At 58.8% G+C, this 26,450-nt stretch carries 32 protein-coding genes and 1 tRNA gene; 19 read left to right on the top strand and 14 right to left on the bottom strand.

What is annotated here, in order from left to right:
• Window positions 1-67 precede the first annotated feature (67 nt).
• The 5 genes from murI to hemA are packed head-to-tail and all read right to left on the bottom strand — an operon-like array spanning window position 68 to window position 4,803.
• Window positions 68-862, bottom strand: a complete 795-nt coding sequence (murI, locus tag CRN80_RS04595; RefSeq protein ID WP_098949624.1) for a glutamate racemase — start codon at window positions 860-862, stop codon at window positions 68-70.
• Window positions 855-1,610, bottom strand: a complete 756-nt coding sequence (locus CRN80_RS04600; protein ID WP_098949625.1) for a molybdopterin-synthase adenylyltransferase MoeB — start codon at window positions 1,608-1,610, stop codon at window positions 855-857. Before CRN80_RS04600 ends, murI begins: the two co-directional genes overlap by 8 nt.
• On the bottom strand, window positions 1,604-2,434 hold the full coding sequence (prmC, locus tag CRN80_RS04605) for a peptide chain release factor N(5)-glutamine methyltransferase (protein WP_003188360.1): 831 nt from the start codon (window positions 2,432-2,434) through the stop codon (window positions 1,604-1,606). The genes CRN80_RS04600 and prmC overlap by 7 nt, the downstream gene beginning before the upstream one ends.
• Window positions 2,435-3,517, bottom strand: a complete 1,083-nt coding sequence (prfA, locus tag CRN80_RS04610; protein WP_044271404.1) for a peptide chain release factor 1 — start codon at window positions 3,515-3,517, stop codon at window positions 2,435-2,437.
• Window positions 3,514-4,803: a glutamyl-tRNA reductase gene (hemA, locus tag CRN80_RS04615; protein ID WP_003188356.1), complete on the bottom strand. Its 1,290-nt coding sequence runs from the start codon at window positions 4,801-4,803 to the stop codon at window positions 3,514-3,516. The genes prfA and hemA overlap by 4 nt, the downstream gene beginning before the upstream one ends.
• Window positions 4,804-5,120: 317 nt before the next feature.
• On the opposite strand from hemA, the gene CRN80_RS04620 reads away from it, so the two are divergent.
• The 19 genes from CRN80_RS04620 to CRN80_RS04710 all read left to right on the top strand — a co-directional run bounded on the left by CRN80_RS04620 (window position 5,121) and on the right by CRN80_RS04710 (window position 19,457).
• The gene (locus tag CRN80_RS04620) at window positions 5,121-6,845 is read left to right on the top strand and encodes a tetratricopeptide repeat protein (protein WP_003188355.1); all 1,725 of its coding nucleotides are present in this window, start codon (window positions 5,121-5,123) and stop codon (window positions 6,843-6,845) included.
• 4 nt (window positions 6,846-6,849) lie between these two features.
• Window positions 6,850-7,467 carry a lipoprotein insertase outer membrane protein LolB gene (lolB, locus tag CRN80_RS04625; protein WP_032893661.1) on the top strand — a complete coding sequence of 206 codons (618 nt, stop codon included), beginning with the start codon at window positions 6,850-6,852 and terminating at the stop codon, window positions 7,465-7,467.
• Window positions 7,468-7,516: 49 nt separating this feature from the next.
• A complete protein-coding gene (gene ispE, locus CRN80_RS04630; protein ID WP_178110635.1) occupies window positions 7,517-8,320 on the top strand; it encodes a 4-(cytidine 5'-diphospho)-2-C-methyl-D-erythritol kinase in 804 nt (267 codons plus the stop codon).
• Between the two features lie 37 nt (window positions 8,321-8,357).
• Window positions 8,358-8,432, top strand: a tRNA-Gln gene (locus CRN80_RS04635).
• Between the two features lie 46 nt (window positions 8,433-8,478).
• Window positions 8,479-9,420, top strand: coding sequence for a ribose-phosphate pyrophosphokinase (locus tag CRN80_RS04640; protein ID WP_003171603.1), 942 nt, complete (start codon window positions 8,479-8,481; stop codon window positions 9,418-9,420).
• 137 nt (window positions 9,421-9,557) lie between these two features.
• Entirely contained in the window at window positions 9,558-10,157 is a 600-nt protein-coding gene (locus CRN80_RS04645) for a 50S ribosomal protein L25/general stress protein Ctc (RefSeq protein WP_003188351.1), read from the top strand.
• Window positions 10,158-10,324: 167 nt separating this feature from the next.
• Window positions 10,325-10,909 carry an aminoacyl-tRNA hydrolase gene (gene pth, locus CRN80_RS04650; RefSeq protein ID WP_003188350.1) on the top strand — a complete coding sequence of 195 codons (585 nt, stop codon included), beginning with the start codon at window positions 10,325-10,327 and terminating at the stop codon, window positions 10,907-10,909.
• A 21-nt stretch (window positions 10,910-10,930) separates the two neighbouring features.
• Window positions 10,931-12,031 carry a redox-regulated ATPase YchF gene (ychF, locus tag CRN80_RS04655; protein WP_032893664.1) on the top strand — a complete coding sequence of 367 codons (1,101 nt, stop codon included), beginning with the start codon at window positions 10,931-10,933 and terminating at the stop codon, window positions 12,029-12,031.
• 370 nt (window positions 12,032-12,401) lie between these two features.
• Window positions 12,402-13,319 (top strand): sigma 54-interacting transcriptional regulator, encoded by a 918-nt coding sequence (locus tag CRN80_RS04660; protein WP_032893665.1) that lies wholly within the window; start codon window positions 12,402-12,404, stop codon window positions 13,317-13,319.
• 185 nt (window positions 13,320-13,504) lie between these two features.
• A complete protein-coding gene (locus CRN80_RS04665; RefSeq protein WP_032893666.1) occupies window positions 13,505-13,681 on the top strand; it encodes a hypothetical protein in 177 nt (58 codons plus the stop codon).
• Window positions 13,682-13,732: 51 nt separating this feature from the next.
• Window positions 13,733-14,095: a hypothetical protein gene (locus CRN80_RS31490; protein WP_032893667.1), complete on the top strand. Its 363-nt coding sequence runs from the start codon at window positions 13,733-13,735 to the stop codon at window positions 14,093-14,095.
• A 6-nt stretch (window positions 14,096-14,101) separates the two neighbouring features.
• Complete coding sequence (sctJ, locus tag CRN80_RS04675) at window positions 14,102-14,887, top strand: type III secretion system inner membrane ring lipoprotein SctJ (protein ID WP_032893668.1); 786 nt, start codon at window positions 14,102-14,104, stop codon at window positions 14,885-14,887.
• Complete coding sequence (locus CRN80_RS04680; RefSeq protein ID WP_084570972.1) at window positions 14,884-15,426, top strand: hypothetical protein; 543 nt, start codon at window positions 14,884-14,886, stop codon at window positions 15,424-15,426. The genes sctJ and CRN80_RS04680 overlap by 4 nt, the downstream gene beginning before the upstream one ends.
• Window positions 15,427-15,450: 24 nt before the next feature.
• Window positions 15,451-16,023, top strand: coding sequence for a type III secretion system stator protein SctL (gene sctL / locus CRN80_RS04685; protein ID WP_098949627.1), 573 nt, complete (start codon window positions 15,451-15,453; stop codon window positions 16,021-16,023).
• Window positions 16,024-16,126: 103 nt separating this feature from the next.
• Window positions 16,127-16,345 carry a hypothetical protein gene (locus CRN80_RS04690; protein ID WP_032893671.1) on the top strand — a complete coding sequence of 73 codons (219 nt, stop codon included), beginning with the start codon at window positions 16,127-16,129 and terminating at the stop codon, window positions 16,343-16,345.
• Window position 16,346: 1 nt separating this feature from the next.
• Window positions 16,347-16,736 carry a type III secretion system chaperone gene (locus tag CRN80_RS04695; protein WP_098949628.1) on the top strand — a complete coding sequence of 130 codons (390 nt, stop codon included), beginning with the start codon at window positions 16,347-16,349 and terminating at the stop codon, window positions 16,734-16,736.
• A gap of 14 nt (window positions 16,737-16,750) precedes the next feature.
• The gene (gene sctC, locus CRN80_RS04700) at window positions 16,751-18,895 is read left to right on the top strand and encodes a type III secretion system outer membrane ring subunit SctC (protein WP_098949629.1); all 2,145 of its coding nucleotides are present in this window, start codon (window positions 16,751-16,753) and stop codon (window positions 18,893-18,895) included.
• Window positions 18,892-19,095, top strand: coding sequence for an HrpT family type III secretion system protein (hrpT, locus tag CRN80_RS04705; protein ID WP_032893674.1), 204 nt, complete (start codon window positions 18,892-18,894; stop codon window positions 19,093-19,095). The genes sctC and hrpT overlap by 4 nt, the downstream gene beginning before the upstream one ends.
• Window positions 19,092-19,457 (top strand): hypothetical protein, encoded by a 366-nt coding sequence (locus CRN80_RS04710; RefSeq protein WP_032893675.1) that lies wholly within the window; start codon window positions 19,092-19,094, stop codon window positions 19,455-19,457. Before hrpT ends, CRN80_RS04710 begins: the two co-directional genes overlap by 4 nt.
• Here CRN80_RS04710 and sctU read toward each other — a convergent pair whose 3' ends face one another.
• Genes sctU through CRN80_RS04755 form a run of 9 tightly spaced genes read right to left on the bottom strand, consistent with a single transcriptional unit; the run spans window position 19,458 to window position 26,418 of the window.
• On the bottom strand, window positions 19,458-20,555 hold the full coding sequence (gene sctU / locus CRN80_RS04715) for a type III secretion system export apparatus subunit SctU (protein WP_098949630.1): 1,098 nt from the start codon (window positions 20,553-20,555) through the stop codon (window positions 19,458-19,460).
• Complete coding sequence (sctT, locus tag CRN80_RS04720; protein WP_098949631.1) at window positions 20,552-21,340, bottom strand: type III secretion system export apparatus subunit SctT; 789 nt, start codon at window positions 21,338-21,340, stop codon at window positions 20,552-20,554. Before sctT ends, sctU begins: the two co-directional genes overlap by 4 nt.
• 10 nt (window positions 21,341-21,350) lie before the next feature.
• On the bottom strand, window positions 21,351-21,614 hold the full coding sequence (sctS, locus tag CRN80_RS04725) for a type III secretion system export apparatus subunit SctS (protein ID WP_003188329.1): 264 nt from the start codon (window positions 21,612-21,614) through the stop codon (window positions 21,351-21,353).
• Between the two features lie 7 nt (window positions 21,615-21,621).
• Window positions 21,622-22,278 (bottom strand): type III secretion system export apparatus subunit SctR, encoded by a 657-nt coding sequence (gene sctR, locus CRN80_RS04730; protein WP_098949632.1) that lies wholly within the window; start codon window positions 22,276-22,278, stop codon window positions 21,622-21,624.
• Complete coding sequence (locus CRN80_RS04735; protein WP_098949633.1) at window positions 22,275-23,288, bottom strand: FliM/FliN family flagellar motor switch protein; 1,014 nt, start codon at window positions 23,286-23,288, stop codon at window positions 22,275-22,277. Before CRN80_RS04735 ends, sctR begins: the two co-directional genes overlap by 4 nt.
• Complete coding sequence (locus CRN80_RS04740; RefSeq protein ID WP_032893680.1) at window positions 23,285-23,746, bottom strand: type III secretion system HrpP C-terminal domain-containing protein; 462 nt, start codon at window positions 23,744-23,746, stop codon at window positions 23,285-23,287. The genes CRN80_RS04735 and CRN80_RS04740 overlap by 4 nt, the downstream gene beginning before the upstream one ends.
• Window positions 23,743-24,171 (bottom strand): type III secretion protein, encoded by a 429-nt coding sequence (locus tag CRN80_RS04745; protein WP_098949634.1) that lies wholly within the window; start codon window positions 24,169-24,171, stop codon window positions 23,743-23,745. Before CRN80_RS04745 ends, CRN80_RS04740 begins: the two co-directional genes overlap by 4 nt.
• The gene (locus CRN80_RS04750; RefSeq protein WP_032893682.1) at window positions 24,158-25,516 is read right to left on the bottom strand and encodes a FliI/YscN family ATPase; all 1,359 of its coding nucleotides are present in this window, start codon (window positions 25,514-25,516) and stop codon (window positions 24,158-24,160) included. The genes CRN80_RS04745 and CRN80_RS04750 overlap by 14 nt, the downstream gene beginning before the upstream one ends.
• Window positions 25,513-26,418, bottom strand: coding sequence for an FHA domain-containing protein (locus tag CRN80_RS04755; protein WP_032893683.1), 906 nt, complete (start codon window positions 26,416-26,418; stop codon window positions 25,513-25,515). The genes CRN80_RS04750 and CRN80_RS04755 overlap by 4 nt, the downstream gene beginning before the upstream one ends.
• Window positions 26,419-26,450 lie beyond the last annotated feature (32 nt).

The following is a 26,450-nucleotide window of genomic DNA, read 5'->3' on the forward strand; positions in this document are numbered from 1 at the left end:
TAACGGGCTATAGAAGCCGACGCATAGCCGGAAGTTCAGCTTTTTTCAGTGTTATTTCACGAAATTTTCACGAGCCAAAGCTTCGCACAACTCCAGGATGCTTCCAAAGTGTCGGTAGGATATTTCTTAGGTGATACGGGTCGCCGCTGGTCCAGAACTGTGCAGGTTCAGGTTCGCCAGCGGCCAGCAGGTCGCGCTCACCGAGCAAGCGCTTGAGCTGACGCGCCACGGCGGCGCCGGTATCAATGAGGATGATGCTGGGGGGCAGCATCTGCGCCAGGAGTGGCTTGAGGAAGGGATAATGGGTGCAACCCAGGATGATGGTGTCGCAACCGGCGCTGAGCAGCGGCTCGATATAGCCTTGCAGCAGGGCGCTCAAGGCGGGGCTATTCAGGTCGCCGGCTTCAATCAACTCCACCAGGCCTGGGCACGGCTGGGTAATCACGCGCACATCGGTGGCGAAGCGATCGAGCAAGGCGGCGAACTTGGCGCTTTGCAGGGTGCCGGTGGTGGCAAGCACACCCACCACGCCGCTGCGCGTGGCAGCAGCAGCAGGTTTGACCGCAGGCTCCATGCCGACCAACGGCCAGTCGGGGTAGTCCTGGCGCAAATCGGCGACGGCGGCGACGGTTGCCGTGTTACAGGCAATCACGAACGCCTTGGCGCCCCGCTCGCGGAAAAACTCAGCGACAGAGCGAGAACGCTCAAGAATGAACGCCGGGGTTTTCTCGCCATAGGGGATGTGCCCGCAGTCCGCCACGTACAGCAGCGACTCGTGGGGCAACAACTGCTGGATTTCTTCCAGCACCGTCAGGCCGCCGATGCCGGAATCGAACACACCAATAGGCGCGCCCTTAACCATGTTGTGTCCCGCAGACGCTGCAGCCTGGGTCGCGCTTGACGCGCAACTCGCGAAAACGCGTAGTCAGCGCATCGATCAACAACAAGCGCCCCACCAACGGCTCACCAAAACCGGCCAGCAGTTTCAACGCTTCCAGCGCTTGCAGGCTGCCAACCACCCCCACCAACGGCCCGACGACGCCGGCTTCGCTGCAGGTCAGTTCCGTGTCGCTGCCGTGCCCATACAAACAGTGGTAACAGGGGCTGTCGGCGCGACGGGGGTCGAATACCGACAATTGCCCCTCAAGGCGAATGGCCGCGCCACTGATCAACGGTTTGCCAGCGGTTACGCAGGCCGCGTTGACCGCCTCGCGGGTAGAGAAGTTGTCGCTGCAATCGAGCACCAGGTCCACTGCGTTGACCGCAGCGGCCAGCGAGTCGGCATCCAGCGCAGCACGATGGGCGACCAGGGTGACTTCAGGGTTGATCGCCTTCAGGCGCCCCATGGCCGACTCGACCTTGGTCTGCCCCACGCTGTTAGTGTCATGGATGATCTGGCGTTGCAGGTTGGTCAAATCGACCGTATCGAAATCCGCCAAGTGCAATTCGCCCACCCCAGCAGCGGCCAGGTAGAGCGCCACCGGAGCGCCCAGGCCACCCAGGCCGACGATCAACGCGCGGCTCTGCTTCAGGCGTAATTGGCCGTCGATGTCCACATGCTGCAACAGAATCTGCCGGCTATAGCGCAACAGCTCCTGGTCGGTCAGCACGGGCGGCGCCCCAAGGTGATGCGTTCGTGACCGCCGAGGTCGATGCGGCTGTGTACGCCTTCAAAGCCCTGGTTCAGCAACAAGTCGCGCACGGCCTGGGCCTGGTCGTAACCGTGTTCGAGCAACAGCCAGCCGCCGTCGTTCAGGTGAGCAGGAGACTCTGCAATGATCAGGCGCAAATCGTCCAGGCCATCGTGCCCCGCCACCAGCGCACTGGCCGGCTCGAAGCGCACATCACCGGCCACCAGGTGCGGGTCATTGTCGGCAATGTAGGGCGGGTTGCTGATGATCAGGTCGAAGCGGTGGCCTTGCAGGGCGCTGAACCAATGGCTGCTCAGCACCGTGGCGTTATGAAGGTGCAGGCGTTGGCGATTGCGCTCGGCCAGGGCCACGGCCTCCAGCACGCGGTCGACCGCCGTGACCTGCCAGGCCGGGCGTTCGCTGGCCAAGGCCAGGGCGATGGCGCCGCTGCCGGTGCCCAGGTCCAGGACCTGGGCGGGCGTGGCGGGCAGCAATTCCAGGGCGGCCTCCACCAGCAGCTCGGTTTCCGGGCGCGGGATCAGCGTGTGCGGTGCCACTTCCAGGTCGAGTTTCCAGAAACCTTGCTGGCCGAGGATATACGCCACCGGCTCGCCGCTGCGGCGGCGCTGCAGGTAGCTGGCAAAGGTCAGGGCATCTTCGCTGCTGACGATTTTTTCCGGCCAGGTATGCAGGTAACTGCGCGATTTGCCCAGGGCAGCGGCCAGCAGCAACTCCACGTCCAGGCGCGCTGTCGGCGAGTCGGGCAGGTCAGCGGCGCGCAGCAGGCTGGCAATGATGGTCATTTAGTCACCTATCGCCGCCAGTTGATCGGCCTGGTATTCGGCCAGCAACGGCTCGATCACCGCATCCACGCCACCGGCAAGGATTTCGTCGAGGGAGTACAGGGTGAGGTTGACCCGATGGTCGGTAACCCGGCCCTGGGCAAAATTGTAGGTGCGGATACGCTCGGAGCGGTCGCCGGAGCCCACCAGCAGCTTGCGTTCGCTGGCAATCGCGTTGGCCGCGGCGCTGGTCTGCTGGTCGTTCAACTTGGCCGATAACCAGGACATGGCCCGCGCACGGTTCTTGTGCTGGGAACGTTCTTCCTGGCACTCCACCACAATGCCCGACGGCAAGTGAGTGATACGGATCGCCGAGTCGGTCTTGTTAACGTGCTGGCCACCCGCACCGGATGAGCGGTAGGTGTCGACGCGCAAATCCGCCGGGTTGATCTCGATGGCTTCCTGTTCGTCCGGCTCAGGCAACACGGCCACGGTGCACGCCGAGGTGTGGATACGGCCTTGGGATTCTGTCGCCGGCACCCGCTGCACGCGGTGCGCACCGGATTCGAACTTCAGCTTGCCGTAGACGTTGTCGCCCTCAACCCGGGCGATGACTTCTTTATAGCCGCCGTGCTCGCCCTCGTTCTCAGAGAGAATTTCCACGCGCCAGCCACGACGCTCGGCATAACGCGAATACATGCGGAACAGGTCGCCGGAGAAAATCGCCGCCTCGTCGCCACCGGTGCCGGCGCGGATTTCGAGGAACACGTTGCGCCCGTCGTTAGGGTCCTTGGGCAGCAACATGCGTTGCAAGTCACCCTCAAGCTCAGCGAGCTTTTCCTTGGCTTCGCGGACTTCTTCCACGGCCATTTCGCGCATGTCCGGGTCGTTGTCCTTGAGCAGGGCCTGGGCGCCTTCAAGATCGGCCTGAACTTTCAGCAGGTTTTTATAGGTGGCCACAATGGGCTCAACTTCGGCGTATTCCTTGGAATAAGCGCGGAACTTGGTTTGATCGGAAATGACCTCGCCATCGCCGAGCAAGGCGGTCAGTTCTTCGAAACGGTCCTGGAGCACGTCCAGTTTATTGAGCAGTGACGCTTTCATTGCGGTTTTTTATCCGAAGAGCTGTCTGACGCGCCCTCACCGAGGGCAAAGAGTTCCTGGGCCATGGCCAGCGCATCGAGGCGGCCTTCGGCGGTAAGCTTTTTCAACTGGACGCTAGGGGCGTGAAGCAGTTTGTTGGTCAGGCCACGGGCCAATTGCATCAGCACCTCTTCGGCGCCGCTGCCGTTGGCCAGCATGCGCTGGGCCTTGAGCAACTCTTCATCACGCAGGCGTTCGCCCTGCTGACGATACGCCTTGAGCACATCCACTGCCGCCAGTTCACGCAGGCGCACCATGAAATCTTCAGCGCCGGTGCTGACCATTTCCTCGGCGGCCTGGGCGGCGCCCTGACGGCTCTTGAGGTTTTCGGCGACGACTTCGTGCAGATCATCGACGCTATAGAGGTAAACGTCGTCCAACTCGCCGACTTCGGGCTCGATATCCCGCGGAACGGCGATATCTACCATGAAGATCGGCTTGTGCTTGCGCAGCTTCAATGCGCTTTCGACCGCGCCCTTGCCAAGAATCGGCAACTGGCTGGCGGTGGAACTGATGACGATATCACTGCGTACCAGTTCAGCGGGAATGTCCGACAGCAGCACCGCATGGGCGCCGAACTGCTCGGCCAGAATGCTGGCGCGCTCCAGGGTGCGGTTGGCGACCACAATACGCTTCACGCCAAGGTCGTGCAGGTGACGGGCCACCAGGGTGATGGTTTCCCCGGCACCGATCAGCAGGGCTTGGCTGCGCTGCAAGTCGCTGAAGATCTGCTTGGCCAGGCTCACGGCGGCAAAGGCCACGGACACCGGGTTTTCGCCGATGGCCGTGTCGGTGCGCACTTGCTTGGCGGAATTGAAGGTGGCCTGGAACAGGCGGCCCAGCAACGGGCCGACGGTGCCGGCCTCACGGGCCACGGCGTAAGCGGACTTCATCTGGCCGAGGATCTGCGGTTCGCCCAATACCAGCGAGTCGAGACCGGCCGCCACGCGCATCATGTGACGAACTGCCGCATCCTCTTCATGCACATAAGCGCTGGCGCGCAGGTCATCGAGGCTCAAATGGTGATAATCGGCCAGCCAGCGCAGCACGACATCGGCTGAAAGATGTTCCTGCTCTATATAGAGCTCGCTGCGATTGCAGGTCGAAAGGATCGCAGCTTCGCGGCTGTCGGTGAGCCGGCAGAGCTGCTGCAGGGCCTCAACCAACTGCTCTGGCGTAAACGCCACGCGCTCGCGCACGTCTACGGAGGCAGTCTTGTGGTTAATACCGAGTGCGAGGAAGGCCATTCAATATCGCTGATGATGTCGGGAAGCCGACAATTGTCCTACTTCGAAAGATCCAGAACAACCACCGTCGTCTATTGTCCCTATACCTTATGCCTATCAATGCGCTTTTGTAGGAGCGAGCTTGCTCGCGAAAAACCTGAGAGCGCCGCTGAGCGCCAGGCGTCCCGCGTTATCGTTGACGATTTTCGCGAGCAAGCTCGCTCCTACAAAAGGAAAGGCAAAAGGCAGCAATAGTCGTATTCCGAGTGCCCCGGTTATGTTTGGCCGAAGGCTTGTGTCATGATGATCCGACCGCAGGTTAGTCGTCCTCTTCCTATATGAATAGATCTTCCGCGTTGCTCCTCGCTTTTGTCTTCCTCAGCGGCTGCCAGGCCATGGCCCCCGTGTCGCCGGACGCTACGTCGCCGGTGGAAGACAGCACACCCGCCCCTGAAAAGCCCAAGGTTTATTCCTCGTTCAGTGAAGAAACGATCTACAGCCTGCTGACCGCTGAACTGGCAGGCCAGCGCAATCGCTTCGATATTGCGCTGGATAATTACGTGACCCAGGCCATCAACACCCAGGACCCGGGGATTTCCGAGCGAGCGTTTCGCATCGCCGAATACCTGGGCGCCGACCAGGCAGCGCTGGACACCTCGCTGATCTGGGCCAAAAACGCCCCGGATGACCTGGAAGCCCAGCGCGCCGCAGCCGTGCAACTGGCACGTGCCGGGCGCTACGACGACTCCATGGTCTATATGGAGAAGGTTTTGCAGGGCAAGGGCGACACGCATTTTGACTTTCTTGCGCTATCGGCCGCCGACACCGACCAGGACACGCGCAACGGGCTGATGAAGAGTTTCGATCGCCTGCTGCAAAAGCACCCGAAGAACAGTCAGTTGATTTTCGGCAAGGCCCTGCTGCTGCAACAGGACGATGAAGCCGACGCCGCGCTCAAGCTGCTGGAACAGAACCCGCCGGAAGAAGGCGAAATCGCGCCGATCCTGTTGCGTGCACGCCTGCTGCAAAGCCTTAACCGCGGCAAGGAAGCGATTCCGCTGCTGGAAAAAAGCATCAAGAAATACCCCGGCGACAAGCGCCTGCTCCTGACCTATGCACGCATGCTGGTTGAACAGGACCGTATGGAAGACGCCAAAGTGCAGTTTGCCAACCTGGTCCAGCAATACCCGGACGACGACGAACTGCGTTACTCACTGGCATTGGTGTGCCTGGAAGCCAAGGCCTGGGACGAGGCCAAGGGCTACCTGCAAGAGCTGATCGAACGTGACAGCCACGTGGACTCGGCGCACCTGAACCTGGGCCGCATCGCTGAAGAGCGCAACGACCCGCAGGCGGCCCTGCTCGAATATGCGCAAGTAGGCCCCGGCAATGACTATCTGCCCGCGCAGTTGCGCCAGGCCGATATCCTGATGAGCAATGGCCGCACCGACGAAGCGGAAAAACGCCTCGCCGCGGCCCGCGATGCTGAGCCGGACTACGCCATCCAGCTGTACCTGATCCAGGCCGAGACCTTATCGGCCAACAAGCAGGGCGAACGCGCGTGGAAACTGCTGCAACAAGCGTTGCTGCAATACCCCGACGATTTGAACCTGCTGTACACCCGCGCCATGCAGGCGGAAAAACGCAATGACCTGGCACAGCTGGAAAAAGACCTGCGCCTGATCATCAAGCGTGACCCGGACAACGCCATGGCCCTTAACGCTTTGGGCTATACCTTGTCCGACCGCACCACGCGCTACGCCGAAGCCAAGGTGCTGATCGAACAGGCTCATGCGCTCAACCCGGAAGACCCGGCCGTGCTCGACAGCCTGGGCTGGGTGAATTACCGCCTGGGCAACCTCGACGAGGCCGAACGCTTGCTGCGCCAGGCACTGGAGCGTTTCCCGGACCAGGAAGTCGCCGCGCATCTGGGCGAAGTGCTCTGGGCCAATGGCAAGCAACGCGAAGCCCGACAAATCTGGGAAAAATTCCTCAAGGAACAACCCGACAGCCCCATCCTGCGCAGCACCATCAAGCGCCTGACCGGATCCGAGACCCTTTAAATTTATGTTCTTGCGCCACGTTATTGTTTTCAGCTTCATCGCCCTGCTCGCCGGTTGCGCGGGTATCGGCAGCCGTGAATCCGTTGAAGGCCAGGGCAACCCGGCCCAATGGAAACAACACAAGGACCAGCTCAGCAGCATCGATGGCTGGCAGATCGAGGGCAAGGTCGGGGTACGTGCGCCGAAAGACTCTGGCAGCGGCACCCTGTTCTGGCTGCAGCGCCAGGACTACTACGACATTCGCCTCTCGGGCCCCCTGGGCCGTGGCGCAGCCCGCCTGACTGGCCGGCCGGGGCAAGTGAGCCTGGAAGTGGCCAACCAGGGCCGCTACGAGGCAACCTCCCCGGAAGAACTGCTGGAGCAGCAGATTGGCTGGAAGCTGCCCGTCTCGCATTTGGTCTGGTGGGTGCGCGGCTTGCCGGCGCCTGACAGCAAGAGCCGTCTGAGCCTCAATGGCGACAGCCGCCTCGCCACCCTGGAGCAGGATGGCTGGCAGGTCGAATATTTGAGCTATGTGGAACAAAGCGGCTACTGGCTTCCAGAACGCATCAAGCTGCATGGCACCGACCTTGATGTCACGCTGGTGATCAAGGACTGGCAACCGCGCAAACTGGGGCAATAACGTGTCCGCACAAAAATTGACCCTGCCCTCCCCGGCCAAGCTCAACCTGATGCTGCATATCCTTGGTCGTCGTGAAGATGGCTACCACGAGTTGCAGACGCTGTTTCAATTTCTCGACTACGGCGATGAGCTGACCTTTGCCGTACGTGACGATGGCGTGATCCAGTTGCACACCGAATTCGACGGTGTGCCCCACGACAGCAATCTGATTGTGCGGGCGGCAAAAAAAATTCAGGAACACTCTGGCTGCACACTCGGCATCGATATCTGGATCGACAAAATCCTGCCCATGGGCGGGGGTATCGGTGGCGGCAGCTCAAATGCCGCGACTACTTTGTTAGGCCTCAATCACTTATGGCAACTGGGCTGGGACCACGACCGCCTTGCTGCGCTGGGCCTTACGCTGGGCGCCGACGTACCGGTTTTCGTGCGGGGGCACGCCGCATTTGCTGAAGGCGTTGGGGAGAAACTCACCCCTGTAGAGCCCGAAGAACCTTGGTATGTCGTGCTGGTGCCGCAAGTATCTGTAAGTACAGCAGAAATTTTTTCAGATCCGTTGTTGACACGTAACTCTTCTCCCATTAAAGTGCGCCCCGTTCCCAAGGGAAACAGTCGAAATGACTGCTTACCGGTTGTAGCAAGGCGTTATCCAGAGGTACGTAACGCTTTGAATTTGTTAGGTAAATTTACCGAAGCAAAATTAACCGGAACTGGAAGTTGTGTGTTTGGGGGCTTCCCAAGCAAAGCTGAAGCTGATAAAGTCTCGGCCCTTCTTACAGAGACCCTTACAGGGTTTGTAGCAAAGGGAAGCAACGTTTCGATGTTGCATCGCAAGCTGCAAAGTCTGCTCTAAAAGGAACCGAGTGTTAGGCACTCGTTGCAACAGATACAGGGGCGTCGCCAAGCGGTAAGGCAGCAGGTTTTGATCCTGCCATGCGTTGGTTCGAATCCAGCCGCCCCTGCCATTTTCTAATACTCATCCAGGTTACCCTCAGCCTCTAGGTACTGCGCGTGTCCAAGATGATGGTCTTTACGGGGAATGCCAACCCCGATCTGGCTCGGCGTGTCGTACGTCAGCTGCATATCCCTCTCGGTGACATCTCTGTCGGTAAATTCTCCGACGGCGAAATTACAGCCGAGATCAATGAAAATGTCCGCGGTAAAGACGTCTTCATTATTCAGCCGACCTGCGCTCCGACCAACGATAACCTGATGGAACTCGTCGTGATGGCTGATGCCTTCCGCCGCTCCTCAGCGACTCGAATCACAGCTGTAATCCCTTACTTTGGTTATGCCCGTCAGGATCGCCGTCCGCGCTCCGCACGTGTAGCTATCAGCGCGAAAGTCGTTGCTGACATGCTGACCGTGGTAGGTATCGACCGTGTGCTCACGGTTGACCTGCACGCTGACCAAATCCAGGGGTTCTTCGATATTCCGGTAGATAACATCTACGGCTCCCCCGTTCTGGTGGATGACATCGAAGACCAGCGCTTTGAAAACCTGATGATCGTGTCCCCGGACATTGGTGGCGTCGTGCGTGCACGGGCTGTTGCCAAATCCCTGGGCGTGGACCTCGGGATCATCGACAAACGCCGTGAGAAAGCCAATCACTCTGAAGTGATGCATATCATCGGTGATGTCGAAGGGCGTACCTGTATTCTGGTTGATGACATGGTCGACACCGCCGGCACCCTGTGCCACGCGGCGAAAGCCTTGAAAGAGCACGGTGCAGCAAAAGTCTTCGCCTACTGCACACACCCTGTGCTGTCGGGCCGAGCGATCGAGAACATCGAGAACTCCGTGCTGGACGAACTGGTGGTGACCAACACCATCCCGTTGTCCGCCGCAGCTCAAGCCTGTGCACGTATCCGCCAACTGGATATTGCACCGGTCGTTGCCGAAGCGGTTCGCCGCATCAGCAATGAAGAATCGATCAGCGCGATGTTCCGTTAAGGGTCAAACCAACGGATCACCTCACTGACGAAAAGCGCCCCGCCCCAGCATTCCGCTGGGGCGGGGCTTTTTTGCCCATATCGAGTTCGGCGCTGGTCGCAAACGCCCCTCGATGATGGCTATTTTGGAGATACAACATGAACGAATTTACTCTGAACGCCCAAGCGCGTACTGACCTGGGGAAAGGTGCGAGCCGCCGCCTGCGTCACGCCGCCAACATCCCAGCCGTTGTCTACGGTGGTAACAAGCCTGCTGAATCCGTGACCATCCTGGCCAAGGAAATCGCCAAGCTGTTCGAAAACGAAGCTGCCTACAGCCACGTTATCGAGCTGAATGTCGACGGCGCCAAGCAGAACGTCATCGTTAAAGCGATGCAGCGTCACCCTTCCAAGCAGTTCATCATGCACGCTGACTTCGTTCGCGTTGTAGCTGGCCAGAAACTGACCGCCATCGTGCCTGTGCACTTTGTGGGTGAAGAAGCTCCGGTCAAGAAAGGCGGCGAGATCTCTCACGTCCTGAACGAAATCGAAGTGACCTGCCTGCCGAAAGACCTGCCTGAGTTCATCGAAGTCGACCTGTCGGCTCTGGAAATCGGCGCCATCGTTCACCTGTCCGACCTCAAGGCTCCTAAAGGCGTTGAGTTTGTTGCACTGGCTCACGGTGATGACAAAGCTGTTGCCAACGTTCACGCTCCACGCGTTGCTCCAGAAGAAGCTGAAGAAGGCGCTGCAGAGTAATTCACTCTGTATTGCCGGAGCTTGAGGAAACATCGCGGACCGAAACGTAGCGAGAAAGCGGGCGATAACGCGGCGTTTACTCTTGAGTAAATGATGTAGTGTCGTCCACTTTCGCCGCACACGGGTACGGCGATGTTATCCACAACTCCAAAGGAAGGGCCCCTGTCGTGACTGCCATTAAACTGATCGTTGGCCTGGGAAATCCAGGCGCCGAATACGAACAGACCCGGCATAACGCGGGGGCCCTTTTTGTTGAGCGTATCGCCCACGCCCAAGGCATCAATCTGGTGGCCGATCGCAAATATTTTGGCCTGACCGGGCGCTTCTCGCACCAGGGTCAGGATGTTCGTCTACTGATTCCCACCACCTACATGAACCGCAGCGGCCAGGCTGTCGCGGCGCTTGCGGGCTTCTTCCGGATCAAACCCGAAGAAATCCTGGTGGCCCATGACGAACTGGACCTGCCACCCGGCGTAGCCAAGCTCAAGCTCGGCGGCGGGCATGGTGGGCACAATGGCCTGCGCGACATCATCGCGCAGTTGGGCAATCAGAATAATTTTTACCGTCTGCGGCTCGGCATTGGCCACCCAGGCGTTGCCAGTATGGTTTCAAATTTCGTCCTGGGTCGTGCGCCACGCGCCGAACAGGAAAAACTCGATGCCAGCATCGATTTTGCCCTCGGCGTGCTGCCGGATATCTTCGCCGGTGAATGGAACCGTGCGATGAAAAACCTGCACAGCCAGAAGGCCTGACTCTTACCGAGGGGAAACACCATGGGATTCAATTGCGGCATCGTCGGCCTGCCCAACGTCGGCAAATCCACCCTGTTCAACGCCCTGACCAAGTCCGGTATTGCGGCGGAGAACTTCCCCTTCTGCACCATCGAACCCAACAGCGGCATTGTGCCGATGCCGGACCCGCGTCTTGACGCACTGTCGGCCATCGTCAATCCCAAGCGCATCCTGCCGACCACCATGGAGTTCGTCGACATCGCGGGCCTCGTCGCCGGCGCCTCGAAAGGTGAAGGCCTGGGCAACAAGTTCCTGGCCAACATCCGCGAAACCGATGCCATCGCCCACGTGGTCCGTTGCTTTGAAGACGAGAACGTGATTCACGTCTCCAACAGCGTCGACCCGAAACGCGACATCGAGATCATCGACCTGGAACTGATCTTCGCCGACCTCGACAGCTGCGAGAAGCAACTGCAGAAAGTCGCGCGTAACGCCAAGGGCGGCGACAAGGATGCAGTGGTCCAAAAGGGCTTGCTGGAGCAACTGATCGCGCACTTCACCGAAGGCAAGCCAGCGCGCAGCCTGATGAAGAACATGGGCGCAGACGAGAAGGCCGTGATCAAGGGCTTCCACCTGCTGACCACCAAGCCTGTGATGTACATCGCCAACGTTGCCGAAGACGGCTTCGAGAACAACCCGCTGCTCGACGTGGTCAAGGCCATTGCCGACGAAGAAGGCGCCATCGTTGTTCCGGTGTGCAATAAGATCGAAGCGGAAATCGCCGAACTCGATGACGGCGAAGAAAAGGACATGTTCCTCGAGGCCCTGGGCCTGGAAGAGCCTGGCCTGAACCGCGTGATCCGCGCCGGCTACGAAATGCTCAACCTGCAGACCTACTTCACCGCCGGTGTCGAAGAAGTCCGCGCCTGGACCGTCAAGGTTGGTGCCACTGCGCCACAGGCCGCCGGCGTGATCCACACCGACTTCGAAAAAGGCTTCATCCGCGCCGAAGTGATCGCCTACAACGACTTCATCCAGTTCAAGGGTGAAGCGGGTGCCAAGGAAGCCGGTAAATGGCGCCTGGAAGGCAAGGACTACATTGTTAAAGACGGCGATGTGATGCACTTCCGCTTCAACGTATAAGCGTTAGCTGAACACCCTGCCCGATACAAGAAACCGACGCATTGCGTCGGTTTTTTGTTGCCTCCTATTTCTATCTACCGCTCAACTAAAGGCCCTCTACATAGAAACCTTAATCATCCAGATCCGGCGATCCATTTGAACGATGAATCCCTCAACTCTTAAGTCTTCTCCTACACTAAACGCTCAATAACCAACACTAAAGCACTTGAATAATACAGCGCACTGACATAGTTAATATTTCACACATTCTCCTGCAGCATTTTCATACTCACAGCCACGATGACTTTTTTGATTATTTGCGTTCTACTGGCCGTACGCCAACAGCGTTCTATCAACAGTGAAGTGATAGCGATAGTGGAGTACCCGGACTATGTCAGCCTCTTACAAAATAACAAATGAGACATACCTCCCCTCTGTTGAAGCCTTGGACATCGAGCGTACGCTCAAGAGTACTGCGGCGCTCGATATCGACATTCTATTATTAGGAGAGACGGGGACGGGCAAGGATACCTTGGCCCAACGGATCCATCGTTTGTCGGGGCGACGAGGTCATTTTGTCGCCGTGAACTGCGCCGCCATCCCGGAAAGCCTCGCAGAGAGCCAACTGTTCGGCGTCAACAGCGGCGCCTATACCGGAGCAGTGCAATCACGTGCGGGTTTTATCGAAGCCGCTCACCTGGGTACCTTGTATCTGGATGAAATCGACAGTATGCCGCTCTCCATGCAAGCCAAACTGCTACGGGTACTGGAATCAAGGGGTGTGGAACGGCTGGGCTCAACCCGGTTTATCCCGGTAGACATGCGAGTCATCGCCTCTGCGCAGCAATCCCTGCATGAGATGGTCGAGCAGGGAAGGTTCAGGCGCGACCTGTATTTCCGCCTTAACGTCGTAAATATCAATCTGCCTCCGCTGCGCAATCGCCGTGACCGAATCGTCCCGTTGTTCCTGAATATGATTCAAGAGGAAGCCGAGCACTATAAGTGTCTCGCCCCAAACCTGTGCAGCGAGTTGGTGCAACAGTTGCTGTGCCACCCATGGCTGGGGAATGTGCGTGAGCTGCGCTCCACTGCCAAACGTTTCGTGCTGGGTCTGGCGCCGTTATCAAGCTCCCCCTCGAACGTTACAAACGAGCCAATCAACCTGAAAGAACGCCTGCAACAAATCGAGAAAGCTCTGATTGAAGAGTCGTTGCGTCGTCATACCTACTGTGTGGACGAGGTGGCTGTAGAGTTGGGGATGGCGAAGAGAACGCTTTACTATCGAATGAAACAACTAGACATACAGTAACCCGCTGCGCAGGCCACAGGCACCGAAGAAATCCCCAGATACACCCTTCAAGTAAAAGCTGGAACCATATTCGCCCCAGAACCACACAAGGATGAGCCTGATATATTTAGTGCCTATTGGAAGCAACAATATTGCAACTACATATCAAGACTCAAACACCATTTCTTAGATATTGGAGTATCACTATGAGTGTTTCTGGCATTAACCCGCAAACCTATCAAGTCCCTGTCCAAAGCTCCGGCGGCGGCGAAAACGAAGACCTTAAAGCAGAAAGGAAAGCAGCGGTTCGCGAATCCCTGAAGGAAAGTATTGAAGCCTTCAAGATCTCTGAGAAGAAAAAGAACATCGACGCGATGCGCTAAATAGCATTACCGCCCTTTGTCACCAAAGGGCGGTTTCCCCAGGAGGTCTATATGCAGATAAAAGAAGTCGATGTATTACGCGAATATCAAAACGGGCTCACAGCTCGCAGGCCCCCTACCCAACCTACACACCACGGCGAAGACGTGAGCTTTTTCAGCTCGTTATTGGAACCGTCGATGCATCGGGCTACCGCCACGTCACCCTCGAATGCCCTGACCGACGCTTTGCAGCATCTGGACAAGGCGAGAAGTGGCATGAGTCGGGGCCTGAAAGACTTCAACAATGAGTTCAAAGAGAAAAATCGGCTTAACTATGCCTCCCATCTTTCAGACTCCGTACTGCTGACCCAAACCCTGGTGAAGTGCGTCGGCAAGGGCGCGCAATGCCTAGAAAAAGTCAGCAACCTGCAGTAGGAAAAAATGATTCGTTTTCTATCCATCGGATTAGTTTTCTCGCTGACGCTGATACTGGGCGGCTGCGGCGAAAGTGTCGAACTGCATCGCCAACTCTCCGAGCAGGATGCCAATGAGGTCATCGCAGAACTGGCTGACAAACACATACGCGCACAAAAAGTGCCTGCCAAGGACGGCGTCGTGGTGCGTGTCAATGCAGCCGATATCAGCCGCGCCGTTCGCACACTGGAAGCGGTCGGATTGCCGAAGGTCGCCCGTGCCACACTGGGTGACACCTTCCGCAAGGAGGGCGTCATCTCTACCCCACTGGAAGAGCGTGCCCGGTATATCTATGCACTGTCCCAGGAGTTGGAGGCGACACTGTCAAACATCGATGGCGTCATCGTCGCTCGCGTGCACGTGGTGTTGCCCGAACGCGTGGCTCCCGGTGAGCCCGTCCAACCCGCCTCCGCCTCGGTGTTCATCAAGCATGACCCGCGACTGGAGCCCGACAGCATCCGGGCGCGCGTACGCAGGATGGTATCCAGTAGTATTCCCGGCATGACCACTGCATTGGATAACGCGCAGAAGCTCACGGTGGTTTTTGTGCCGGCAGCGGCTTACCAAGAGCAACAGCGCCTGAGCTATTTCGGTCCGTTCCTGGTTCCCGAGGAAGACATCGGTTTTTGGCGTACCACTGTCAGCTTGTTGGTTATCGGCGCGATACTGACGCTCGTCGCTGCGCTGTTCTGGCGCATACGAGGCCAACGATCAAGGCAGGATCCTGTCAGCCCCAGCGCATCTACCGAATGAGTGATCATCTGGCCTGGGCCCAATGGTGGGCCAGTCCGTGGCGGTTTTCGCACCCGGATGCGACCAGCGCCCAGGCCTACCACGCATTACCCGCCCTGTGTCGCAGCCAACCCGCACTGGCGTGTGCAGCGTTGGGCATCGAACCGTGCCTACCTCCCCCTCCCTGTGCAACGGTGCTTGGTTTGGCCCTGGCTTCACGAGAGCAGTTCGATCTGGCGATAGCGCTACTGGAGCTTACGTGCCATCCCAACGTCGACAGCCCCTTGTACGATGAACACCGCAAGTGGTGTGAGCGCCTTGCAAAGGCCCTGCACCCTGACGCCCTGTTGCAGCCGGAGAATGATCCACTGCAATTGCTGAGGGCGTGGGTTGAGCCTGCTGTCTGGCAACGTCTTCGGCTGCGCTTGCCCCCTGACCGGGTGCAGGCGCTTGAAACCACTCACCTGCCACTCGACGACGCGCATGGCCGGCTCAATACGCTGTGGCAGGCGATTGTCTGGCGTATCGAAGCAACGGGCAGCGAAACAAATCGTCGTTAACTGCAACACGCCAGAGCATTGTCTATGTTGACCCTACGCAAAATCGAATTGCACAACGGCGCTTGCGGGCAGCCAAAAGTATTGATTACCCGGGAGATGCTCGCCGATTGCGTTCAGTCCGCGCAGTTGCTGGGTAGCGCACAGACCCAAGCTGAAGAGTTGCTGCGCCAGGCGGCTGAGCATCGCGAAGAAATGCTCGAGCAGGCCCGCCTCGACTTCTGGTCACGTGCCCACGCGCAACTCAGCGCGTGGGAGCGCCAACGCCAGACGATGTGTGACAGCCTCGAACACTACGCAACATCCATTGCCAACCGAGCCTTCCACTGCCTGTTGGAAGAAGTGCCTCCCCCAAAGCGTCTTTCGGCATTGGTCAAACAGTTGGTAGCGACGCAAATTCCACCTATCAAGGCAACCTTGGTTTGCCACCCGCGCGAGCATGAGCAGATAGCCCAAGCCTTGGCCCGGTTGGGCTCTACACCCTGGAAGCTTCGCCCCGATGACCAGATCAAACCTCAATCACTGCTACTGGAAACAGATGAAGGCGATTTTCGTATCGACTGGGCCTCGATGCGAGAAATATTGTTTACAGGCGAGTAGGACATAGCGGTAGAGGCAGGCGATATCTTTAAAAAAATGTCTGCCGATGGAACTGGTGGCAAACAACCCGCCACACAGTTCAGACACATCTGGAGTAAAAATCATGGACTTTCACGGAAACCTGAAAAACCATCTATTGAAGCAAGTTCAGGCTGATATCAAGCGAGTGAACACAGCCTATAAAGATCCGGTTGCGCTCGATGCAGATATCGAATATTTCAGCGACCTTGTGAAACAACAGAAGCTCTCTCTTATCGCGTTCAACGAACACACGCGCTCCAGGCATACGCTGCTCAAAACAGCGCTGGACGGCGTGCAATAAGTTGCAAGCACTCCTTGCCGGTTGGCTGAATAGCCACGAAGGGCAGCTGACTTTGTTTGAGAACGACGACGAAATCATCTTTCAACGCGTTTCGAACAGACTGCTGGTAAAGGTCCAGTTAACCAAAGCGGACGAAGACAAAGCCCAGCTGCGCACCTGGATGCGTCTGGGAGGCCCCAGCCTGAGCTATTTTCACGGCGCAGTGGCATTGGCGCCGACCACCGGTGCGCTTTGGCTTATTCAATGTGTGGAGAGGGGGCACGGCGAGCATCTGGCGAAGTGTCTCGAATCCCTTCTCAACCAACGCGACACCTGGCGCGCCATTGTCGCGCGCCAGGCGCGGCCTGTACGCACATTCATACCCACGTCGCTGCGCTCGATATCGCACTAATCAGAGACTTTCCCATGCCTGACAAAAACGACAAGCACAAACGCTTGCGCCCTCACGTACCTGCTTCGACCCACCGCGCCGCCTGGTGTTGGCTCATCATGCTGCCTGGGTGGCTGCTGCCACTGGATAGCGCGCTGGCCGCAATCCCTCCCGAATGGAAAAACACGGCCTACGCTTATGAAGCCCAGCACAAACCGGTGCGCGAAGTGCTGGAAGATTTTGCCCAGACATTTGGTACTCAGCTTCAGGTCGAAGGGCTGCTCGAAGGTAACGTCAACGGCAAGATACGCGCTAATACGCCACAGTCATTGCTCGACCGGTTGGGGGTCGAACACCGTTTCCAATGGTACATGTACAACAACACCCTTTATATCAGCACCCTGGACCAGCAAGAATCCGCACGCCTGGAAGTCTCTTCCGAGACCATCGCAGACCTCAAGCAAGCGCTGACCGATATAGGCTTGCTCGACAGTCGTTTCGGCTGGGGCGAGTTGCCGGAAGACGGTGTTGTGCTGGTCTCCGGCCCGAAAGTTTATATCGAACAAATCAAGCGTTTCAGCAGCCAGCGCCGTTCCGCGGATGAAAAACAGAGCGTGTTGAGCTACCCACTGAAATTCGCCAGCGCGGCGGACCGCCAAATGGAATACCGCAACGAAAAAATCACCATCCCCGGTGTAGCCACCATGCTACGAGGGCTTCTGGAACCGCGCTCAACCTCAACCTCGACCTCTTCGGCACAGGCTCAACGCTCCATCACCCAGCCCGCGTTCATTACGCCCGTGGTTCCACGCTTGAGCAACCCGTTGCTGGGGCAAATGCTCGGCTCCACCGCGACAACCGGGCTGAACGGCTCTACCGATACAGGCATGTCAATCACCCCACGTGCCCCGGTCAGCCCAGCCCGTATCCGCGTCGAAGCCGACTTGCGCAATAACGCCATCCTGATTTATGACGTGCCGGAACGGCAGGCGATGTATCGCGAACTGATCACTCAACTCGACGTGGCACGCAAACTGGTGGAAATCGATGCAATCATCCTCGACATCGAGCGCACGCAACTGCGCGAATTCGGGGTGAGATGGGGCTTTCAGAACAGTCGCTTCAGTGGCGCATCCAACCTGATTTCCGGCAACGCTCAACTGACAATTGAAAACCGTGGTCGTTTCGACGCGGAGATACGCGCGCTGGAAGCCAAGGGCCTGGCAACCATGGTATCCAATCCGTCAGTGCTGACACTGGAAAACCAGCCGGCGGTGATTGATTTCAACCGAACCCAATACCTGACCAGCGGTCGGCAAAACGCTACGATTCTGCCGATCACCGTGGGCACCGGCTTCCAGGTCGTGCCGCGCGTCATCACGAGCCGTGGCGGTCATCAGATCCAGCTGTTGGTAGATATCGAGGACGGTAACTTCGAAGATGCCAACCCTACTCCCGGCAGCTTCGATGTACGCCGAGGCAAAGTCAGCACCCAGGCCATCATGTCCGAAAAACGCTCGCTCGTGATCGGCGGTTTCCACGTCACCGAAAGCATCGACAAGCACAGCAAGGTGCCCCTGCTGGGTGATATTCCTCTATTGGGCAAGGCGTTGTTTTCCTCGACTGAACGACAGAACAATCGGCGCGAACGTCTGTTTATCCTCACGCCACGCGTCATCGGCGACCAGGCCGACCCGTCACGTTACCTGCCCCAGGCAGACCAGGCCCAATTGCAGGCCGCTCTCACCCCCCTGGTCAGGCGCTATGACCCTCACCAGCCGGAGATCAAGCGCAGTGACATTATCAGTACCCTGGCGCATCTGGTCGCAGGGCAAGTGCCCAAAGCGTTCAAGGTAGCGCCGATGCCCCTGGGGTTGAACACCTTGTGCAGCACCCGCAACTTGCTGGCGCTGAACACCGAGCGCAGCCAATGGTACGCCGGCCCGCAGTACAACGTAGCCGTGGTGGTGCTGCGCAATCAGTTCAACCGCAATGTGCGTATCGACGAAAAGGAATGCAGTACGTCGCAAACCCTGGCCGTGAGTGTCTGGCCGCGCGCCTGGCTCAAGCCTGGCGAGGAAGCAGAAGTGTTTATCGCCATGCGTCCGGTGGTCAAGGATGAACACGTCAGCGTGCCCCGTCCCTCCCTGATCACTCCAACCCAAAAGGCCAAGCCATGAAACATCGCTTGCTGTACGTCACCCTGATCGGCGCGGCGCTGCTTGTCGCCGGCTGTACGCCCACCTGCAAGGGCGACTCCTGCTCACGTCCGCAATCGACCCAGGACAAGCTGGTGATCTGGTGGCCTCCACAAATGCGCGTCGAACCCGGCCCTGCCGGGGAGCGCGCGGACTATCAGACAGTGTCGCTGGAACGATGAGCGCCCAAGGAACCCCGGCCGATGAACGCCAGGTATTCCTCGACAGCCTGGTGGGCGGCTCTGCCGCTCACCTGACACTTGGCCCGGGGGTAACGGCCAGCAGCCTGCAAGCCGGACCCCGTCAGGGCCTGGCCCTGCACGTGGCTCGCGAGGCACTGCAAGCTTCACAATTGCAGAACGTGCTGGAGCGGCGTTTCGAGCAAGCCGTGGCATTCGATGGCTGCTTTATCTACGTTGATGCACAGGACGCTCTGGTGATCTGGCATGCACTGCCCCCACAGCGCAACCTGCTCAACAGGCTCCTCAGCCGAATGTTGTCGTTGGCCAACCTTGAAACCCTGGATGCGCGTACCCGGCGCTGATCAACGCAGATCAAGCTCCGGCAATTCCAGGGTTTCACGCTTGGCCTCATCATCAAGCTCGCGCAGGGTGCGGTAGATCAATGCCACGGCCTGCAGGGTTTCACGAGGAATGGTCGCCCCCAGCTTGTTCGGGTACAGCGTACGGGCCAACCACACGCACTGGATCACCGGTACATCGGCCGCTTTGGCGCGAGCGATCAACGCACGGGCGTCATCATCAGTCCCTTTGCTCACCAGCAGGGGCAGCGGCGTTTCACCGGGGCGGTAATACAAGGCCACGGCATAGTGCGTCGGGTTGACCACCAGCATATCGGACTCCTCCAGCTTGGGCAGCTTGACCTTCGGCTCCTCCTGGGCCAATTGCTGTGCCAGGGCGCGGCGCTGGCCCTTCACGTGGGGATCGCCCTCCATGTCCTTGTACTCTTTCACGACCTCGACCTGGGTCATGCGCATGCGCTTGGCAAAGAAGTACTTCTGCATCGCCAGGTCGATAAGCGCCAGCACCAGCAATAACCCAAGACAGGCATGCAGCAGATAGCGGAACAGGGCGATCAATCCCAGGATGTAGCTTTGCAGATCGCTGCTGGCCATATTGATCAACACCCCCAGGGAAGGCCAGATCACCACGTACAGGATCAGGCCCAGCAGTGTTGCCTTGACGATGCTCATCAACAGGTTCATTACCGACTGGACAGAGAACATTTGCTTGAGTTGGCTGAGCGGGTTCAGACGATTGAAGTCCAGCTTCAAGGAGTCCGGTGCGAACAGAATCCCGAACTGCATCCAACTGCTGACCAGCTTGGTGATAATCGCCACCGCGGCCATCAGCAGGGCGAAGGAGAAAAACACCATCAAGCCTTCGACCATCACTTCTTCCAGCGCCTGCGGGAAAGGCAAGGACAGGCGCGAGATCGGCAGCAGCATCAACTGCTGGAAACGTTGCAAGCTGCTCTCGGCGGTGAACAAGGCGATTTCGCTGATGGCTGTCAGCACCAGTAGCTTACCCACATCCTGGCTTTGGGCGACTTGGCCTTTCTTACGCTGATCGCGCAGCTTCTTGGCTGACGCGGGGTGCTTCTTTTCCCCCGAATCACTCATGACAGCGAGACCTCGAAAAACACGCCCAGGGAATGCTTGAGGTCTTTAAGCAAGCCCATGCGTCCGACGATCAGGTCCTGCAGCAACGCAAAATACAACAACAGCACTCCGATACCCGCCAGGCTCTTGAGGGGCGGCGCCAACGTACTCACTTGCAATTGCTGACTGTAGACCCCCAGCAGGGCAATGCCGAACTCCAGCAACAGCAGCACTGCAATAAAGGGCGCGGCGTAGAGCATCATGTGCGTGAAGGTATCGCCCAGCAGGCCGACAAATACATCGAAGCCATCGGCAGCGGGCAGCGGGAACCACACCGTCGGTGGCCAGAGCAGATAGCTGTCCCAGATCACCTGCGTCAACGCCCCAAGGCCCATGCTGGTCATCAGCAGAAAAATCGCCAATTGCTTGAACAAGTGCCCGACTGGCGTCGCGTCTGGCCCAAGCGAGGGGTTGAGCTGCCCACCGGCCAAAGCGCCCCGCTGGTTGTCCAGCAACGCCCCAACCGACTCGAACAGCCAGAACGGCATGGACAGCAACACGCCCAGCAATAATCCCAGGGCCAACTCTTTGAAGACCAGCCCACCGAGCATCAGCGCCGAGTATTCCTGGCCCGCCAGCATGACGTGAATGGCAGGTGCAGGCAGCAGTGCCATGACCATCACAATGGTGTGCCGCAGCATGCCGCGTATATGTTGAAAACAGAATGCCGCCACGAGGAAGGCACAGGGGTAGATACGCGCCATGGCGACCAGCAGGCTGGGCAAATACTCAAGATATAGCAGCACAGGCAAGACCTCAGTGCAGGGCCGAGCGACCGATCATGTCAAAGGTCACGTTCATCAACTGGATCAACTCCACACCGATCCAGCGGCCGGTCATGATCAGGGTGATCCCCACTGCCACCAGCTTGATACCAAAGGGTAACGTCTGGTCCTGTACCTGCATCAGCGCCTGCACCAGGGAGGTCATGACCCCCACCACCACCGCCACAATCAGCGGCGGCGCCGTCAGCATCACTACCAGCAACATGCCCTGCTTGAATAATACGATGGGTTCCATAGGCCACTCAGAGATAGGAAAGGAACAGGCTGTCGAGCAACCGCGACCACCCGGAGACCATCACGAACAAGAGCAATTTGAGCGGCAGGGAAATGGTCATGGGCGAGACCATTTGCATCCCCAGCGCCAACAAGAGATTGGAGACAATCAGGTCAATCACGATGAAAGGGATATAGATCAGGAAGCCGATTTCGAACCCCGCCTGCAACTGTGACAGCACAAAGGCCGGCGCCAGCAGGATCAGATCCTCACGTTGGACATCCTGTGCCATCTGTGCCGGCCACATGCGCATGGCATTTTCCAACAGGTGGGTAAGGATATCCGGGTCACTGTTGCGCAGCATGAAGGTGCGCAATGGTTTGATCGCCTCCATTCCCGTCTGCTGAAGTGTGCCCACGCTGGTCAGGTCCAGGGGCGACACCTTGACGATCTCGGCCATCTCATAGCCTACAGGCGCCATGATGAACAGGGTGGCCGCCAGGGCAATACCATTGATGGCCATGCCCGGAGGCACCTGCTGCACACCGATGGCATTACGGGTGATCATCAGCACAATCACGATCTTCAGGAACGCCGTGCAGACGACCAACAGCATGGGCATCAACGACAATGCCCCCAGAAATATTGCCAGGACGACCGGATCTATTCCCTGGAAACTACTCATCGAGAAAAGATCACGCGAGTCATCTGCAGCCCCAGCCGCCCGTCCACTTCAACCAACTGGCCCTGGCCGAGGGGGCGGTCGCCGTAGTAGAGCCCCGCAGTGCCAGGGGCATAGCCGGCGACTCCCAGCACCGCGCCGGGCGCAAGGTTGCGCAACTCGCCGAGGGTCAGGTTCAGCGTACCGCACCGTACATTGAGCGCCATGCTCAGCTCGTCGAAGGGTTCATGCCCGAACACATCCATCACCGCGGTTTCATCCTCATGCCCTGAGTAGGGTTGTGTTGCAAAATCCTCGTCCACAAACATATCCTCGATAGAAGTAAGGGTAAGACGCGTCGGCCCGGATCCAGCGTCGATCCAGCCCACCAGACGCTGTTTGCCAACCTGTACGTGGCCGGTTCCCGACGCACTGAAAAAGGCTCGTTCAAGCACCAGCACGTCACCGGCACGCAAGCTGCGCAGCTGGTGCATGGACAACCGCAGGCGCCCGAGCGTTACGTCCACCGCCAGCTGAAACTGCGCCGGCATTGGCTCAGCCTTGAGCCGCCACGGCCCCGCCTTGCATAGCGCCAGAAAGCTCTCGACAGACAGCCACAGATAGCCCGTGACGCGAGAGGCGCCGAGCGTCACGCAGAGTCGACAACCAAAGTTCAAGGGGCGGGGGCCGGGCAGCAAACGCAGGTAACCAAACAGCGCTTGCACCTGAGGGCTCAGATGATGCTGAAACAACTCCCAGAACCAGGCGTCGGGATCGTTGCCGGCCTGCGCGAACGTCACCGGGCATTCACCCATCAGGCTAAACTGCGGTCCTGGCTCACTGAAGGCCACTACCCCACAGGCGGTTTCGAAGCAAAGCGGCTGGATGCCCACCGGAGCAGTACCAGGCTCCATTCTCAACTCGCCTCTCGAACCGGCGACCTCGAACGGCATACACAACCCTTGCCCCAACCGCTGCCGGGCAACCGCAATATCGGCTTTGAATGTGGGAAATATCAGAGGTGGCAGCATCATGCCTGCGCCGATTTTGCCAGATACACATTGACGGGCTGGCGCAGGCTCGCCGCCAGCCGTTGCTCACATTGTTGGCGTACGCCACTGAGCCAGCGCGCCGTGTTGTCTTGCTCCGCCTCCAGCTCGACATTCCAGCTCCCCTGCTCCCGGCGGATACTGGCGTTGACCCGTCCCAGGCGGCCCAGGTGAAAAACCGCCATCATCGGCCATTGCGAACCGACGAGCATTCGCGGCGCCAACTGCTCGGTCAACGCCTCGATCATGGCCACATCGCCCGAGGCTTTGATTGCGTTCAGAGACGTTCCATATCCCCCGCCGTCCTGGCCCCCATCGTTAAACAACCGGGCGAAGAATCGTCCTTGCTCCCAAGGCACCAGGGCGCCGAATTCAGGCGCACGGTCATCACGAGACTCACGCAGACGCGGACGTTCAGGCGGACTAACTGAAACCTGTTTCATATCGGCTCCTGCGTCAGTAACTTAGATAACTCTTGGATTTTTTCCACCTGGCGCAAGCACAAGGTGACGTGTTTCTGCGCGTGGTCGACCTGTGCAGCCTGCTCTTGCTGCCGCTCTTTGAGTTGCAACAACTGGCCTTCTTCACGCCGGGTACCCGCCGATAATTGCCGCTCCGTGGCATTCCAGTTTTTCAGCGCCTTGAACGTCACCACCTGCCCCTGGTGCAGACTCAACAACTCGGCGCATTGCCGGGCCTCTTCCAGGCGGGTTTGTTCGAGGACTTCTTGCGCCTCCAGGATGTGCGCGACCAGCGCTTGCTGCGCCCGTTTTGCCTCACGCAGCGCACGCTCGGCGCGGTCAGCGTGGTGTCGACGCAAACGTCGCAGAGTGTCGATTTCACCCGGTAACACTTCAGAATGGGACATGGGCGGTCAGCTCAGCCAATTGATCCATGGTGGCGGCAAGCGGCGAAGGTTCGCGCAAGTCCTGGCGCAGAAAGCCATCCACCGCCTGCCGACTATCAACTGCCAGGTCGGTGAGCGCATCGTTGCCGGGCTGATATTCCCCTAGCTTGAGCATCAGCTCGATCTGCTGGTAAGCCGACAGCAAGCGTCGTAACGCCGTACCGGCACGGATATGCACGGGCTCGGCGACATTGCTCAGAATCCGCGAAAGGCTGGCCAGTACATCGACCGCCGGGTAGTGGCCGCGCTCGGCCAGCTTGCGCGACAGGACGATATGACCGTCGAGCAGAGAGCGCACCTCATCCGCCACCGGATCGTTCATGGAGTCCTGTTCGATCAGCACTGTATAGATGGCCGTGATCACGCCTTCACGGGTCAAGCCGGCACGCTCCACCAAGCGTGGCAGCAAACTGTAGACCGACGGCGGCAGACCACCGCGCCCCAAGGGTTCACCGGCAGCCAGGCCGATTTCACGCTGGGCCCTGGCAAAACGGGTCAGAGAGTCGATCAGCAACAGCACACGCTGACCCTTACGCCGGAAACCTTCGGCCAGCGCGGTTGCCGTGAACGCGGCACGCGCGCGCTCCATGCTTGAGCGGTCGGAGGTTGCGCACACCAACACGGCCTTGGCACGCAACTGCTCGTCCAGTTCGTGATCAAGAAACTCGCGCAACTCCCGGCCCCGCTCCCCGATGAGACCGAATACGATCACATCGCACTCCACGTTACGGGCGATCTCGGCCAACAAGGTGGTCTTGCCACAACCGGCACCGGCAAACAGCCCCACACGCTGCCCCTCCCCCAGGGTCATCAGGCCATCAATCGAGCGCACACCCGTGGCCAGTGCACGGTTGATCCGCGGCCGTTCGGTAGGAAGAGGCGCCTCACATAACACGGTGGTCGCCCCAGGTATTTCCGCTTCCACGAACGCGCCCACACCATCGCCCGCAATCGGGCGACCAAAACCATCCAGCACCTGTCCCAACAGCTCATCACCGACCCGAACCTGATGCGGAACCCCCAACCGCGCAACGCTGGCCCCTACACGCACGCCTTCCAGATTGCCCAGGGCACTGAGCACCGCATCGCGCTGATCGAACCCGATGATCTCGGCGAGCATGTAGTCGCCCGGTGCTTTTTCGACTTGGCACAGGTCGCCAATACGGGCCTGCGGCAATCGGCATTGCAACAGCATGCCGTTCACGCGTTGAATACGACCGAGCATCGTCACCGGTGCGAAGCTGCTCAACGCCTGTGACTGGTTCAGTTGCCAGGCCTCCAGACGCTCCTGCAGCGAACCCTTCACCAGCCCACCTCATAACGTTGCTCGCCGTCGAAAACCACTTTGCTGTTATCGATCAAAACCAGGCGCAGACCATCCACTTCATCACCCACGAATAAGCGGGTTCCTTCTTCCAGCACCACGTGGCCATTCGGACCGCCCACTATCTGCAAGATCTTGAACGGTAACCTGCCATCGCGTACCCGTACGCGACTGATTACCGGCACCACCGTGTCGAATTGCTCGGCAAAACGGTCGAGCATGCGCGCAATCAGTTCCACTTCATCCTGGGAAACAACACCATTGAGGGCAATCTGACCATTGACGATCTGCAAGCTGACACGCTGGAGCAATTCGCGCTCGTTGAGCATCCTCATGAGTTGCTGGCGCACCTCAATGGGTGAGTCCAACCCAGGTTTCTGAATGACCGCAGGCATCAGCGATGCCTGGGCTTCGCGCTCACCGCTGAAGATAATGCCAACCGCAGCGATGATCACGGCGCATAGCAGCACCAGGCTGACCAGGCGTTTTTGCTGCAACGCGGAAATGGAAGACAGCGTCAGCGGCAATGGCGCCGGGGGCAAGGGTGCCGTTGCCGGCTGGGGCGGCTTGAGCACCGATGCCTGGCGCCAAGGATGATCGGCAGGGCTGACACACAAGCTGACAGAGCCAATCACAAACGGCGTGTTGAGTGCCAGATCGCCGATCTGCGCCAACATTTGCCCATCGCTGTTTTTCAGCAACCCCGCTTCAGCCTGCACTGACCAGCGCCCTTCAAGCAATAACAGGCGTGCGTGGTGCTCGGCGACACCAGGGTCATCCAGCAAGAGGTCGGCGCCCGCGTTGGCGCCAAGGCTCCATTGCTCGCCAAACAGAGGCAGCGCGGCCCCTTGATGCGAACCATCCAACACTCGGAGTTCGAACATCAGTACGTCCCCCCGTACTCTGCAAGTAGCGA

It is taken from the genome of Pseudomonas sp. FDAARGOS_380, assembly GCF_002591235.1.
In the GTDB taxonomy this organism is placed as follows: domain Bacteria; phylum Pseudomonadota; class Gammaproteobacteria; order Pseudomonadales; family Pseudomonadaceae; genus Aquipseudomonas; species Aquipseudomonas salmasensis.

What these genes read in the sequence shown, in the direction of transcription:
- CRN80_RS04710 (WP_032893675.1), top strand. Translation starts at nt 19,092, where the DNA reads ATGAGCGCCCAAGGAACCCCGGCCGATGAACGCCAGGTATTCCTCGAC.
- CRN80_RS31490 (WP_032893667.1), top strand. Translation starts at nt 13,733, where the DNA reads ATGCAGATAAAAGAAGTCGATGTATTACGCGAATATCAAAACGGGCTC.
- sctS (WP_003188329.1), bottom strand. Translation starts at nt 21,614, where the DNA reads ATGGAACCCATCGTATTATTCAAGCAGGGCATGTTGCTGGTAGTGATG.
- CRN80_RS04735 (WP_098949633.1), bottom strand. Translation starts at nt 23,288, where the DNA reads ATGATGCTGCCACCTCTGATATTTCCCACATTCAAAGCCGATATTGCG.
- prfA (WP_044271404.1), bottom strand. Translation starts at nt 3,517, where the DNA reads ATGAAAGCGTCACTGCTCAATAAACTGGACGTGCTCCAGGACCGTTTC.
- sctJ (WP_032893668.1), top strand. Translation starts at nt 14,102, where the DNA reads ATGATTCGTTTTCTATCCATCGGATTAGTTTTCTCGCTGACGCTGATA.
- murI (WP_098949624.1), bottom strand. Translation starts at nt 862, where the DNA reads ATGGTTAAGGGCGCGCCTATTGGTGTGTTCGATTCCGGCATCGGCGGC.
- sctU (WP_098949630.1), bottom strand. Translation starts at nt 20,555, where the DNA reads ATGAGTGATTCGGGGGAAAAGAAGCACCCCGCGTCAGCCAAGAAGCTG.
- CRN80_RS04690 (WP_032893671.1), top strand. Translation starts at nt 16,127, where the DNA reads ATGGACTTTCACGGAAACCTGAAAAACCATCTATTGAAGCAAGTTCAG.
- CRN80_RS04645 (WP_003188351.1), top strand. Translation starts at nt 9,558, where the DNA reads ATGAACGAATTTACTCTGAACGCCCAAGCGCGTACTGACCTGGGGAAA.
- CRN80_RS04665 (WP_032893666.1), top strand. Translation starts at nt 13,505, where the DNA reads ATGAGTGTTTCTGGCATTAACCCGCAAACCTATCAAGTCCCTGTCCAA.
- hrpT (WP_032893674.1), top strand. Translation starts at nt 18,892, where the DNA reads ATGAAACATCGCTTGCTGTACGTCACCCTGATCGGCGCGGCGCTGCTT.
- prmC (WP_003188360.1), bottom strand. Translation starts at nt 2,434, where the DNA reads ATGACCATCATTGCCAGCCTGCTGCGCGCCGCTGACCTGCCCGACTCG.
- ispE (WP_178110635.1), top strand. Translation starts at nt 7,517, where the DNA reads ATGCTGCATATCCTTGGTCGTCGTGAAGATGGCTACCACGAGTTGCAG.
- CRN80_RS04740 (WP_032893680.1), bottom strand. Translation starts at nt 23,746, where the DNA reads ATGAAACAGGTTTCAGTTAGTCCGCCTGAACGTCCGCGTCTGCGTGAG.
- CRN80_RS04620 (WP_003188355.1), top strand. Translation starts at nt 5,121, where the DNA reads ATGAATAGATCTTCCGCGTTGCTCCTCGCTTTTGTCTTCCTCAGCGGC.
- ychF (WP_032893664.1), top strand. Translation starts at nt 10,931, where the DNA reads ATGGGATTCAATTGCGGCATCGTCGGCCTGCCCAACGTCGGCAAATCC.
- CRN80_RS04680 (WP_084570972.1), top strand. Translation starts at nt 14,884, where the DNA reads ATGAGTGATCATCTGGCCTGGGCCCAATGGTGGGCCAGTCCGTGGCGG.
- hemA (WP_003188356.1), bottom strand. Translation starts at nt 4,803, where the DNA reads ATGGCCTTCCTCGCACTCGGTATTAACCACAAGACTGCCTCCGTAGAC.
- sctR (WP_098949632.1), bottom strand. Translation starts at nt 22,278, where the DNA reads ATGAGTAGTTTCCAGGGAATAGATCCGGTCGTCCTGGCAATATTTCTG.
- lolB (WP_032893661.1), top strand. Translation starts at nt 6,850, where the DNA reads ATGTTCTTGCGCCACGTTATTGTTTTCAGCTTCATCGCCCTGCTCGCC.
- CRN80_RS04660 (WP_032893665.1), top strand. Translation starts at nt 12,402, where the DNA reads ATGTCAGCCTCTTACAAAATAACAAATGAGACATACCTCCCCTCTGTT.
- sctL (WP_098949627.1), top strand. Translation starts at nt 15,451, where the DNA reads ATGTTGACCCTACGCAAAATCGAATTGCACAACGGCGCTTGCGGGCAG.
- CRN80_RS04755 (WP_032893683.1), bottom strand. Translation starts at nt 26,418, where the DNA reads ATGTTCGAACTCCGAGTGTTGGATGGTTCGCATCAAGGGGCCGCGCTG.
- sctC (WP_098949629.1), top strand. Translation starts at nt 16,751, where the DNA reads ATGCCTGACAAAAACGACAAGCACAAACGCTTGCGCCCTCACGTACCT.
- CRN80_RS04745 (WP_098949634.1), bottom strand. Translation starts at nt 24,171, where the DNA reads ATGTCCCATTCTGAAGTGTTACCGGGTGAAATCGACACTCTGCGACGT.